Here is a 12,148-nt window from a genome sequence, read left to right as displayed (position 1 = left end):
GATGAGCGGCAGCGTCCATCAGAAGCTGGCTCGGGTCCGCAAGCCTCGTGTCCATATCACCTACGAGGTCGAGACCGAGGGCGCCGCAATCGAGCGCGAGCTGCCCTTCGTCGTCGGGGTGATGGGCGACTTCGCCGGCGATCCCTCCGAGCCGCTGAAGCCGCTCGCGGAGCGGAAATTCGTCCAGATCGACCGTGACAATTTCAACGATGTCATGGCGCGCATCCAGCCCGGGCTGAACATCAAGGTGGACAACACGCTGACCGGCGATGGCAGCCAGATGGCGGTGAACCTGAAGTTCCGCTCGATCGAGGATTTCGAGCCGGCCAAGGTCGCGGAGCAGGTGCCGGCGCTCAAGGCGCTGCTCGATACCCGCGCCAAGCTGCGCGACTTGATGAGCAAGGTGGACCGCTCCGAGGAGCTGGAAGGCCTCCTCGAGGAGGTCCTGCAGGACAAGGACAAGCTGGCGGCGCTGTCGTCGCAGCTCGGTCTCGACAAGCAGGGGGGCTGAGCCATGAGCGAGACGCAAACCGCAGCGGCAGGCGCCACGACCGTCACCGAGGAGGCCGGCCTCGGCCTCCTCGACCAGGTGCTCGGCGCGACCAAGCAGACCGAGCGCGACCGCGCTCAGGACCTGATCAAGGCCCTGACCGAGGAAGCGCTGAAGGGCACCGTCACCTATAGCCGCAACCTGACCCAGACCTTCGACCGGGCGATCGCGGAGCTGGACGCCAAGATCAGCACCCAGCTGAACGCCGTGATGCACAACGAGCGTTTCCTGAAGCTGGAAGGCTCCTGGCGCGGGCTGCACTACCTGGTCATGAATTCCGAGACCGGCAGCTCACTGAAGCTCCGGATGCTGCAATGCAGCAAGCGCGAGCTCTCGCGCGACCTGCAGCGCGCGGTCGAGTTCGACCAGAGCCAGATGTTCAAGAAGATCTACGAGAACGAGTTCGGCACGCCGGGTGGCGAGCCCTATGGCGCTCTCGTCGGCGACTATGAATGGACCAACCATCCGGACGACATCGAGACTCTGCGCCTTGCCTCCAATGTCGCGGCCAGCGCCTTCGCGCCCTTCATCTCGGGCGTCGGCGCCGGCATGTTCGGCTTCTCCGACTGGCGGGAGCTGTCGAAGCCGCGCGACCTGACCAAGATCTTCGAGACGGCCGAATACACCAAGTGGCGCTCCTACCGGGAGACGGAGGACAGCCGCTTCGTCACCCTGGTCATGCCGCGCGTCATCGCCCGCCTCCCCTATGGCAAGAACACCGTGCCGGTCGAGGAATTCGGCTATGAGGAGGCGCCTTTCGACGCCGCCGGCAATGCCAAGGCGATGGACCACAACAGCTACTGCTGGATGAACGCCGCCTATGCCATGGCGCAGCGGCTGACCGACACCTTCGCCCAGACCAGCTTCTGCGTCGCCATCCGCGGCGCCGAGGGCGGCGGCAAGGTGCAGAACCTGCCGACCCATGTCTTCACCTCCGATGACGGCGACATGGACGCGCAGTGCCCGACCGAGATCGGCATCACCGACCGGCGCGAGGCAGAGCTCTCCTCGCTCGGCTTCCTGCCGCTCTGCCACTATCGCAACACCGATTACGCGGTGTTCTTCGGGGCGCAGAGCACGCAGAAGCCGAAGAAGTATGACCGGCCGGAAGCGACCTCCAACGCCGCCATCTCGGCCCGCCTGCCCTATCTGATGGCGACCAGCCGCTTCGCGCACTTCCTCAAGGTCATGGCGCGGGACAAGATCGGCTCCTTCATGGAGGCCTCGGATTGCGAGGCCTGGCTGAACCGCTGGATCAACAACTACGTCAACGGCAACCCGAGTGCGGGGCCGGAGACGAAGGCGCGTTATCCGCTGCGGGATGCCAAGGTCGAGGTGAAGGAGATTCCGGGCCGCCCCGGCTCCTACAACGCGGTCGCCTATCTGCAGCCCTGGCTGCAGATGGAGGAGCTCTCGACCTCCATGCGGATGGTCGCGCGGATTCCGCAGAAGTCCTGATCCGGCAGGGCCATGGACGGATCGCCGGCCACGGCCCCAGCCGACCCTGGCACGACCACGCCGCCTGCCCTCCGGCAGGCGGTGCTGGCCGGGCAGTTCCTCGGCCGGTCCGCCGCTGCCTCCATCGATGCGGTGGCCAGCTTCCTGGTCGAGGGTCCTGCCACAGCGCTGCGCATGTGGTTCGGCGCCGCGGAACTGGCCGCGCTGCTGGCCCATGACGGCACCGCCCGCGGCCGGGCGGAGGCGATCCAGCGGCTCGAAGAAGCGGTGGACCGCGACCTCGCCACCACCGACCGCATGGTTTCTGAACAACTGGATGCCGTGCTGCGGCAGGACCGCCTGCGCCGGCTGGAGGGCTCCTGGCGCGGCCTGCACTGGCTCACGGGCCGCCTGCCTGCCGGCCGCAGCTGCAAGGTCAAGCTGCTGAACCTCCGCTGGGCGGAGCTCTGCCGCGACTTCGAACGCGCCATCGAATTCGACCAGAGCCAGCTCTTCAAGAAAGTCTATGAGGAGGAATTCGGCACGCCGGGCGGCGAGCCCTATGGCCTGCTCTGCGGCGATTGGGAGCTGCGCCCCTTTCCCGGCCCCGGCAGCAATACCGACGATGTCGCGGGCCTCGATGCCCTGGCCGGCGTCGCCGCAGCCGCCTTCGCGCCGACGGTCGTCGCCGCGCATCCGGCGCTGCTCGGCCTCGATTCCTGGCACGAGCTGGGGCCGGCAATCGACCCGACCGAGCCGATCCGCGGCCCCGACCGCCGCCGCTGGCGCGGCTTGCAGGAGCGGGAGGATACCCGCTTCCTCGCCGTGCTGCTGCCGCGGGTGCTTGCCCGGCCACCCTGGCCGGATGACGGCACGCGGCCGGACCGCTTCCGCTACCGCCCCGATCCCGGTCAGGCCGGGGCGCGGGCCTGGATGAACGCCATCTATCCCATGGCGGCGGTGGCGATGCGCGCCTTCGCCAGCTATGGCTGGCCTGCCGATATCCGCGGCGCCATGGTCAGCCCCGTCGCCTCCGGTGGCGTGGTGGACGGGCTGCCGCTGGAACGCTTCGCCTCCGACCCACCCGGCCCGCCGGCGCGGCCGCCGGTCGAGGTGGCGCTGACCGATGACCAGGAACGGCAGGTTGTCGAAGCCGGGCTGCTGCCGCTGATCGGGCTGGAAGGCCTGCCGGAAGCCGTCTTCGCCGCGGCGCCCAGCTTCCACCGGCCGCCGCGCATGACCGGGGACGCAGCCAATGCCAACCAGCGCCTCTCGGCCCAGTTCAATGCCGTACTCTGCGTCAGCCGCTTCGCCCATTGCGTGAAGATGATGGGCCGCGACATGGTCGGCAGCTTCAAGACGCCGCAGGATATCGAGCGCCGCCTGCAGGGCTGGCTGATGCAGTTCACCAGCGCCACCAGCGGCGCCATCGGCGAGAGCGGCGCACGCCAGCCGCTGCGCAGTTCCAAGGTCGAGGTGCGGGAGAAGCCGGGCCAGCCCGGGGTCTATGGCTGCACCATCCTGATGCAACCGCATTTCCAGCTGGATGAGGTGGGCGCTGCCTTCCGGCTGGTCACGGATCTTTCCGCGCCGAGGGCCGCCGCATGACCACGATCGGTGACGCATTCCAGAAGGGAGACCTGCCCGCGGCCATCGCCGCCGCGACGGCGGGGGTGAAAGCCGCGCCGCGCGATGCCGGGGCGCGCTGGCTGCTGACGGAGATGCTGCTCTTCTCCGGTGAGGTGGAGCGGGCCGACCGCACCCTCGACAGCGTCATTGCCGAGGAGCCCTCCCCGGCGGTGCTCGAATTCCGCCGCCTGCTGCGCGCCGAGGTCGTGCGCCGCCAGGTCTTCGGCGAAGGCCGGCTGCCGAAATTCCAGGGCGATGAGGCGACGCCGGCGCAGACCGCGGCGATGCGGGCGCTGACCCTGCTGCGCCTCGGCGAGACCGCCAATGCCGCCGCCGCCGCCGCCGAGGCCGAGGAGCTCCGCCCCCGGGCCCCCGGTGAGGCCAAGGCGCCCGGCGGGACCGTCACCGCTTTCGATGATTTCCGCGACGCGGATGACCTGTTCAGCCCGCATCTCGAAGTGCTGACCGCCGGCGGCGACTATATGTGGGTGCCGATCGAGCGGCTGCAGAGCCTGGTCTTCGAAGCGGCGCGGCGGCCGCGCGACCTTTTCTGGCGCCGCACCAACCTCACCCTGAAGGACGGCACCGAAGGCCTGGTCTTCGTCCCCGCCATCTATCTCTGGACCGATCCGGCGACGCCGGCTGCCCTTAAGCTCGGGCGGGAGACGGATTGGCCCGATGCCGGCGAGGGCCCGGTGCGCGGCCTCGGCCAGCGCGTCTTCCTGGCCGGGGAGGACGCCCTGCCGCTGGCCGAGGCGGGCAGCCTGACCTTCGCATGAGCGACCAGCCGCGCGGCGGGCGCATCCGGCTGCCCCTGCTGGACCGGCTGCTGGATGCCGACCCGGCAGCGCCGGTGGATCCACCCATCACCCCGCATTATGCGGTGGAAACGCTGCGCCAAGCAGTGCGGCGCGACCTGGAAAGCCTGCTGAATGCGCGGCGGCGGCGGGTGCCGCTGCCGGCGGGCCTCGCCGCCCTGCCGCTCTCGCCGCTCGGCTATGGCATCCCCGACCCGACCGCCGGCAGCTTCACCGAGGATGAGCGGCGCGAGGCCCTGGCCGCCGAGGTGGAGGCCACCGTGCGCCGCTTCGAGCCGCGGCTGATGAATGTGCGGGTGACGCTCGCCAAGGCCTCGCGCGAGCGCGCCGATACCCTCGACCGCACGCTGCGGCTGCGGGTGGAGGCGGTGCTGCGCAGCGACCCGGTGCCGGAGCAGATCAGCTTCGAGACCCATCTCCGCCCCGTCACCCTTGATGTCGCGGTGCGGGAGAACTAGGCGATGTCCGAAACCCTGCTGCCCTATTTCAACCGCGAGCTGGCCGCGATCCGCAAGGATGCCGGCGAATTCGCGGAGGCCTTCCCCAAGGTCGCCGGGCGCCTCCGCCTCTCGGCCGAAACGGTGGACGACCCTTTCGTCGCGCGCCTGCTGGAGGGCATCGCCTTCCTCGCCGCCCGGGTGCAGCACCGGCTGGACGACGAGCTGCCGGAGATCTCCGATGCGCTGCTGGAGATGCTCTCGCCGCATCTCCTGGCGCCGATCCCCTCCATGACCATGCTGCGGCTCGGCGCGCCGGCCGAAAGCCGGGCGCCGGTCCGGGTGCCGCGCGGCCTGGCGGTGGAGACCGAGCCGGTGCGTGGGGAGCCGGTGCGCTTCCGCACCTGCCATGACGTGACGCTCTGGCCGCTGGTGATCGAGGCGGCGCGGCTGACCGGCCTGCCGCTGGCCGCGCCGCCGAATCCGCGCGCCGCCGGGGCGGTGGCCTGCCTGCGCCTCACCCTCCGCACCGCCGCGCCGGACCTGCCGATTGCGGAGCTTGGGCTCGACCGGCTGCGGCTGCATCTCCGCGGCATCGGCCAGGTCGCGGCGCAGCTGCATGAGCTGCTCTGCACCGCGACGCTGTCCATCGCGCTGGCCGATGGCCCGGCCGATCCTCGCCCGACCATCCTCGGCGCCGGCGCCCTGCAGCCGGCCGGGTTCGAGGCGGAGGAAGCCGCCCTGCCCTGGCCGCGCCGGGCCTTCGGCGGGCATCGGCTGCTGACGGAATCCTTCGCCTTCCCGGAGAAATTCCTCTTCCTCGATATCGATGGGCTCGATGCCCGCAGCCTGGTTCAGAAGGGCGACCGGCTGGAGGTCTTCCTCTACCTCTCCCGCTCCATGCCGGAGCTGGAGCGGACCCTCAACGCCGAGAATTTCGCCCTTGGCTGCAGCCCGGCGGTCAACCTCTTCCCGCAGCGCTGCGAGCCGATCGCGCTCGATGGCACCCAGTCCGAATGGCTGGTGGTCCCGGATGCCCGCCGCCCAACCGCGCTCGAGATCTATGCCGTGGAGCAGGTGCGGGAGAGCCGCGCCGATGGCTCCCGCCGATTCGTGCTGCCCTTCCACCGCCTCGGCCGGGCCGAGGCGGAGGGCGAGGCGTCGGAAGCGCATTACATCGCCAGCCGCCGCTCCGCTCCGCCGGCGCTGGGCGGGACGGAGACGCTGCTCAGCCTGCGCGACGCTGCCTTCGACCCGAGCCGCCCGGCCGATGGCGTGCTGACGGTGGAGGCGCTCTGCTGCAACCGCGACCTGCCGAGCATGCTGCCCTTCGGCGGCGGCCAGCCGCAGCTCCGCATCGCCGCCGGCGCCTCTTCGGTCGCCTTCGCCGAGGCGCTGACACCCCCGACCCCCACCCTGCGGCCCAATCTGCGCGAGCGGGGGGCCTGGAAGCTGGTCTCACATCTGGCGCTGAACCACCTCTCGGTCAGCGGCGGGGAAGCTGGGGCACTGGCGCTGCGCGAGGTGCTGCGGCTGCACGATCTGCGGGACAGCCCGGAGAGCCGCGCCTCGCTGGCGGCGCTGCTGGCGGTGGATGCCAAGCCCGGCGTGGCCCGCCTGCCGGGCGGGCGGCCCGGAGCGCTGGTGCGGGGACTGGACGTGACCCTCACCTATGATGCGCAGCGCTGGCAGGGCGGCGGCCTCTACCTGATGGCCGCGGTGCTGGAGCGCTTCCTGGCCCTCCAGGTCTCGGTCAATGCCTTCGTCCGCACATCGGTCGCCCTGCGCGGCCGCAGCGGCTATGCGGCGCGCTGGCCGGCGCGCAGCGGCACCCGGGCCCTGCTGTGACCGCCATCACGGCCATCCGTCCCCTCCCCGGCCCCCCGCGGGAGCGGCTGGCGCGGGAGGCGACGCGCTTCACCCTCGACCAGGCGGCGCATCTCCTCGCCCCGGCCGGGGATGTGCTGGCGCTGCGCTACCGCACGGTGCTGCGGCTCGGCTATCCGATGGGCGAGGTCGCGGCGCTTCGCGGCGACTCCGCGGTGCTGGCAGCGCCGACCTTCGGCTTGGTCGGCGCCGGCGGCGTGCTGCCACGGCATTTCACGGCGCTGGTCGGGGCCGAGCAGCGGAAGCAGTCGCGGGCGCTGCACGCCTTCCTCGATCTCGGCGCCAGCCGCTTCACCGGCCTCTATGTGAAGGCGGGCGACAAATACCGCCCCACCCGCGATCCGCGGCCGGCCGAGGCCGCCCTCGCGGCGCTGATCGGCCTGGCGACGCCGCATCTGGCCGACCGGATCGGCCTGCCGATGGAGCGGCTGCTCTACCATGCCGGCAACCTCGCCTCGCGCAGCCGCTCGGCCGCGCGGCTCCAGGCCATGCTGGAGGAGGAGACGGGCGTTCGGGTCGAGATCCAGGAATTCACCGGAGGTTGGATCAGGCTGCCGCCCGAGGAGCGGACCCGGCTGGCGGGCGGCGAGCCGCGCGGCGGTCGCGGGCGCGGCCTTGGCGGCCAGCATGCGGTGCTGGGTGGCGGCGCGGTGGCTGGGACGGAGACCTGGGACAGTCAGGCGCGCTTCGTCATCCGCCTCGGCCCGCTGGGCCGCGAGGGTTTCGAATCCCTTCTGCCCGGTACGCCGCGGCATGACCGGATTCTGTCCCTGGCCCGGCTTTTCGCCGGGCTCGATACCGGCTTCGCCATCAACCCCGTGCTGGCGGCGGGCGAAATCCCGCCGCTGGCGCTCGGTCGCGGGCGGCTCGGCTGGAGCACCTGGCTCACCGCGCCCCGGCCGCGCCGCCGGGACGGGGCCGAACCTCATTTCGATGGAAGCACGGTCACGTCTCGTTGAAAAACTGCATCGGCTCAGAATTTGCGACAGATCTGCGCTTTGGTGGTTGCAACCCAGGCGGATAATGCATTTCTGGACATGTGCGTAGCGAGTTCGTTCGCTATAGTCGATGTCCTCTGAGGAGGAGCGTATCATGTCGATGGCGTTACGGACCTTGGCGCTGGTCGGGGCCATCTCCCTGCTGGCCCCGCCGCGGGCCGACGCCCAGTTTGCGCCGGCTACCAACCCGAGCATGCAGGACCTGATCGAGCAGTTGCAGCCGACGACCCGCGGCATCCGCATGCCGGGCCAGGCGCCGGCCGCCCCGGCGCCCGAGCAGCCGGCACGGGCCGCCGCCGGCACCACCGCGCCCCCTGGCATGCCGGCGGCGTCGCTGCGCGTGCTGTTTGCGAGCGGCTCCGCCAGCCTTACACCGGCGGCCGAGCAGAGCCTGGACTCGCTCGGCCGGGCGCTCTCCTCCCAGCAGCTCGCCCCCTACCGGTTCCGGATCGAGGGTCATACCGATACCGTCGGCAGCCAGAGCCTGAACCAGGCCCTGTCGGAGCGCCGCGCCATGGCGGTGCGCGACTACCTGGCCAACCGTCATGGGATCGACCCCAGCCGGCTCGAGGCCGTGGGCATGGGCGAAGGCCAGCTCCTGGTCGCAACACCCGACGACACAGCCGAGGCGCGGAACCGCCGCGTCCAGGTCATCAACCTGGGCAGCTGACCGCATGCCTGCCTTCTTCTCTCCCAAGGACACCCTGCCATGGCCCGCTTGACCCTGCTGGCTGGCACCGCGGCGCTACTGGCCGCGTTCGCCCTGCCAACCATCGCCACGGCGCAGAGCGATCTCGCCGCGCAATCCCTCATCGACCGTCTCAAGCCTTCGGCCGGCTCCGGCACCCGCGGCATCCGCATCCCCGGCGATTCTCCGGCGCCGACCCAGGTCGTGGCCCCGGCGCCGGTCTGGAGCGCGCCGGCTGCCGCCCGCGCCCCCGCCCCGGCCACCCCTGCTCCGACGGCTGCCCCGACCCAGACCGCCGCTGGCCGCCCCACCGCGGCCCGCCCGGCGGCACCCCGTGAGACCACGGCGGATGCGCCCTCCGTCTCCATCACCGTGACCTTTGCCAGCGGCTCCGCCACCCTTACGCCGGAGGCCGAGCGGGCCCTGGCGCCGCTGGGCCAGGCCCTGGCCTCGCCCGAGCTGGCGCCCTACCGCTTCCGCATCGAGGGCCATACCGACACGGTGGGCGATGCGGCGGTCAACCAGGCTTTGTCCGAAAGGCGTGCCGCCGCGGTGAAGGACTATCTCTCGCGCGTCTATGGCGTGGATGCCGGGCGGCTTGTCGCCGTCGGCTTCGGCTCCTCCCAACTGCTGGTGCAGACCCCGCCCCAGGTGAACGAGTCCCGGAACCGCCGCGTCCAGGTGGTCAATATCGGCAACTGAGCCGCCCATGGGGCCGGCCGATGACGATACGCTGCGGCTGAAGCCGGAGGCGCCGTCGCGGCCGCGGCCAGCCTTGCCGCGCGCCCTGGCGGTCCTGCTGGGTATCGGTGCCGTGGCTGGTCTGACCTGGTACTGGACCGGCCCGACCCCGCCGCCGGCACCGCCACCGGTCGCCGCCCCGGCCCCGGCGCCGCGGGCCGCCATTCCGCTCGTGGCGGAGGCGGATCTGGCCGCTCTCCTGCCAGAGCGTCCAGCCCTGGTGCGCCTGGCGGAGAATCCCCGGGTCTTCCTGCTGCTCTTCCCCGATCTCAACCTGCAAGCGGCAGCACTGAACCGCGTCGCGGCGCTGGTGGAGAAGGCCGGCCTGCCGCGTGACCGGCTGCTCGACCCGGCCGAGCTGGAGGCCGCGATCGCCCGGAGCGGCGATACCCCGGCGACCTGGTATCTCGGCCATGACTACCGCGCAGCGGATCTCGCCCGCTTCTTCGCCCTGGCCGAGCGCGACCGGGTGCCGCTGAACGAGGCGGAACTATGGGTGCGGGACCAGCTGGCCCTGGCCAGCGCCGAGGCGGGTGCCGGTCCGCTGGCCCTGATTTCCGCCGCGGCGCCGGGGCCGCAGATGGATGCGGCGATGCGGGCCTCGGTGCTGCGACACGAGATCGGCCATGGGCATTACTTCACCCTGCCTGGCTTCGCCGAGCATGTGCGGCAGGTCTGGCGCGAGGGGTTCTCCGAGGCGGAGCGGGACGGCTTCCGCAGCTTCCTCACCCGCGAAGGCTATGATCCGACCAATGAGGATCTCCTGGCCAATGAGGCCATGGCCTATCTGCTCTTCACGCCCGATCCGCGCTTCTTCTCGCCGGACCAGGTCGGCCTGCCGCCTGCGGTGGTGGAGCGGCTGCGCGGCCTCATGCAGGCCGGTCTGGCGCTGCCCTGATCAGCGGCGCGGCACCGTTTCCACCACCACGGCCTGGACCGCGACGCGGCCGCCCCCAGCCTGCGCCGCCTTCAGCGCGCCGGACAGGGCGCGCAGGTAGTCTTCCGACTTCTCAACCTGCGGCCGGCGCTGGGTGAAGATCGTCCGGTCCGAGGTGAAGACGAGCACGAGATCGGTGCCATAGGGCTCGTCCACTTCCCAGCCGGCGAAGCTGGGCGCGGGATCGCCGAGCCGTACCTTGGCATTCGCCGCCTCGGGCCGCGAGGGCACCAGGTGCGCCACCTCACCCGATTGCATCAGGTAGCTGACATAAAGCTGGCTCGGCCATGGCGGGGTCGAGACGGCCATCCGCAGCAGCTCGCCCTTGGCCAGCGGGGTGGTGCCGATGATGCTGGCCTGGGGCGGTGCCTCCGGCCCGGCGGCATAGGGCTTCACCAGATCGAGCGCGGCGCAGTAGGGGCCGTCGAAGCTGCGGAATTGCAGCCGCACCGAATCCGGCGGCAGGCCAAGGGCCGCGGTCTGCCGGCGCAGGGCCGCCTCGTCCGAGCGGCGGACCAGGCCGGTGATGGTCAGGCTGGTCGGCGTGGCATTCACCGAGAGCAGGCTGCATGGCGTCGCGGCCAGGGCGGCGCCGGCCGCAGCGAGATCGGCCTGCAACTGCTCGGCCCGGCGGCGTGCCTCCTCGGCCGCCTGCTGCTGCCGCGCGGCCTCGTGCTGCTGGCGTGCAGCCTCTGCTGCCTGCTGCTGTTGCCGTGCTGCGTCGGCGGCCTGCTGCTGGCGCGCCGCTTCCGCACGGCGCGCTTCCTCATCCCGCAAACGGCGCTCCAGCTCCAGCTCGGCCTGGGAGGGACCGGTCGGGGCCGGCGGCGTGGTCTGCTGCGGCGTGGTGGGCTGGGTCGGCGCCTGCGCCGCTTCCGCCGCGCGTTGCCGCTCGGCCGCCTCGCGCTCAGCGGCCATACGGAGCTGCTCGAGCCGCTGCTGCTCGGCCTGCTTGCCATCACCGCCAGTGCCGAGCAGGACGAAGGCGGCGATGCCCGCCGCCACGACCGCACCAACGCCACCGAGGATCAGCCCGATCGGGGCTTTGCGTCCTGTCGTCGTCGGCGCGGGCGGTGGCGCGGCTGGACGGGGCGGAGCTGCGGCGGGGGCCGGGCTGCCGACCAGCGTCGCATCCGTATCCAGCCCCGGCAGCCGTCCTGCACCAGCGAAGCCGCTGGCCGGAGCCTCGGCCACCGGTGCCGCGGCCGCCGCGCGGATCGCCTCGGCAAAGGCGGCGGCGGTCGGGTAGCGGTCCTCCGGCCGCTTCGCCAGGGCGCGGCTGATCACCGCATCGAAGGCGCGCGGCGCGGTGACCGAAAGCTGCGAGGGCGGCGGCGGATCGGTATGCAGCGCCTTGTGCATCACCGCCGAGAAGCCACCCTCGAAGGGCTTCTCGCCAGTCAGGAGCTGGTAAAGCATCACGCCGGCCGCCCAGATATCCGCGCGCGCATCCACCGTCTCGCCGCGAAGCTGCTCGGGCGCCATGTAGCTCGGCGTGCCCATGACCGTGCCGATCTGGGTCATGGAGGAGTTCTCGAGCCGGGCGATGCCGAAATCGGCCATCTTCACCGTGCCGTCGGCGGCGAGCATGATGTTGCCCGGCTTGATGTCGCGATGGACCACGCCGCGGCCATGCGAATAGGCCAGGGCCGCGAGGACCTGATCCATTACCCGGACGATCTCCGGGACCGGGAAGCGCTCCTTCCGGTCGAGCCGGTCCTTCAGCGAGCCGCCCTCGACCAGTTCCATGACGATCCAGGCGGTGTCGGCATTCTCGCCATAGTCATAGACGCCGACGATATTGGGATGGGACAGGCGACCAGCGGCCTGGGCCTCGCGCCGGAACCGACCATGGGCCTCCTCGCCTTCCGGATCGCCAGGCGGCGGGCGCTTCACGACCTTGATGGCCACGCGGCGCTCGATATGCCGGTCGAGCGCGTCATAGACCGTGCCCATGGCGCCGCTGCCAAGGGTGCCGCGCAGCTCGTATTTCCCGGCGATCTCGTCTGGAATCATCCGCGCAGCA

At 71.4% G+C, this 12,148-nt stretch carries 11 protein-coding genes; 10 read left to right on the top strand and 1 reads right to left on the bottom strand.

All coding sequences use genetic code 11. From position 1 onward, the window contains the following. Position 1: 1 nt before the first annotated feature. From tssB to JMJ55_RS16330, 10 genes are all read left to right on the top strand, one after another. Positions 2 to 511 carry a type VI secretion system contractile sheath small subunit gene (gene tssB, locus JMJ55_RS16375; RefSeq protein WP_202826652.1) on the top strand — a complete coding sequence of 170 codons (510 nt, stop codon included), beginning with the start codon at positions 2 to 4 and terminating at the stop codon, positions 509 to 511. Positions 512 to 514: 3 nt separating this feature from the next. Continuing rightward, positions 515 to 2,008: a type VI secretion system contractile sheath large subunit gene (tssC, locus tag JMJ55_RS16370; protein WP_202826651.1), complete on the top strand. Its 1,494-nt coding sequence runs from the start codon at positions 515 to 517 to the stop codon at positions 2,006 to 2,008. Between the two features lie 12 nt (positions 2,009 to 2,020). Further along, entirely contained in the window at positions 2,021 to 3,595 is a 1,575-nt protein-coding gene (gene tssC, locus JMJ55_RS16365; protein WP_202826650.1) for a type VI secretion system contractile sheath large subunit, read from the top strand. Then, positions 3,592 to 4,395, top strand: coding sequence for a type VI secretion system accessory protein TagJ (locus JMJ55_RS16360; protein WP_202826649.1), 804 nt, complete (start codon positions 3,592 to 3,594; stop codon positions 4,393 to 4,395). The genes tssC (JMJ55_RS16365) and JMJ55_RS16360 overlap by 4 nt, the downstream gene beginning before the upstream one ends. Then, the gene (gene tssE, locus JMJ55_RS16355; protein ID WP_202826648.1) at positions 4,392 to 4,892 is read left to right on the top strand and encodes a type VI secretion system baseplate subunit TssE; all 501 of its coding nucleotides are present in this window, start codon (positions 4,392 to 4,394) and stop codon (positions 4,890 to 4,892) included. The genes JMJ55_RS16360 and tssE overlap by 4 nt, the downstream gene beginning before the upstream one ends. Before the next feature lie 3 nt (positions 4,893 to 4,895). Beyond that, positions 4,896 to 6,719: a type VI secretion system baseplate subunit TssF gene (gene tssF, locus JMJ55_RS16350; protein ID WP_202826647.1), complete on the top strand. Its 1,824-nt coding sequence runs from the start codon at positions 4,896 to 4,898 to the stop codon at positions 6,717 to 6,719. Next, positions 6,716 to 7,717, top strand: a complete 1,002-nt coding sequence (tssG, locus tag JMJ55_RS16345) for a type VI secretion system baseplate subunit TssG (RefSeq protein ID WP_202826646.1) — start codon at positions 6,716 to 6,718, stop codon at positions 7,715 to 7,717. The genes tssF and tssG overlap by 4 nt, the downstream gene beginning before the upstream one ends. A gap of 133 nt (positions 7,718 to 7,850) precedes the next feature. Then, the gene (locus tag JMJ55_RS16340) at positions 7,851 to 8,426 is read left to right on the top strand and encodes an OmpA family protein (protein WP_236033763.1); all 576 of its coding nucleotides are present in this window, start codon (positions 7,851 to 7,853) and stop codon (positions 8,424 to 8,426) included. 39 nt (positions 8,427 to 8,465) lie between these two features. Continuing rightward, complete coding sequence (locus JMJ55_RS16335) at positions 8,466 to 9,146, top strand: OmpA family protein (protein WP_202826645.1); 681 nt, start codon at positions 8,466 to 8,468, stop codon at positions 9,144 to 9,146. A gap of 7 nt (positions 9,147 to 9,153) precedes the next feature. After that, positions 9,154 to 10,083: a hypothetical protein gene (locus JMJ55_RS16330; protein ID WP_202826644.1), complete on the top strand. Its 930-nt coding sequence runs from the start codon at positions 9,154 to 9,156 to the stop codon at positions 10,081 to 10,083. Here JMJ55_RS16330 and JMJ55_RS16325 read toward each other — a convergent pair whose 3' ends face one another. Continuing rightward, positions 10,084 to 12,138: a serine/threonine-protein kinase gene (locus JMJ55_RS16325; protein ID WP_202826643.1), complete on the bottom strand. Its 2,055-nt coding sequence runs from the start codon at positions 12,136 to 12,138 to the stop codon at positions 10,084 to 10,086. Positions 12,139 to 12,148: the final 10 nt, after the last annotated feature.

Origin of the sequence: Belnapia mucosa (assembly GCF_016775475.1) — a bacterium.
GTDB classification, from domain to species: Bacteria; Pseudomonadota; Alphaproteobacteria; order Acetobacterales; family Acetobacteraceae; genus Belnapia; species Belnapia mucosa.
This window is presented reverse-complemented; position numbering and strand designations above follow the sequence as displayed.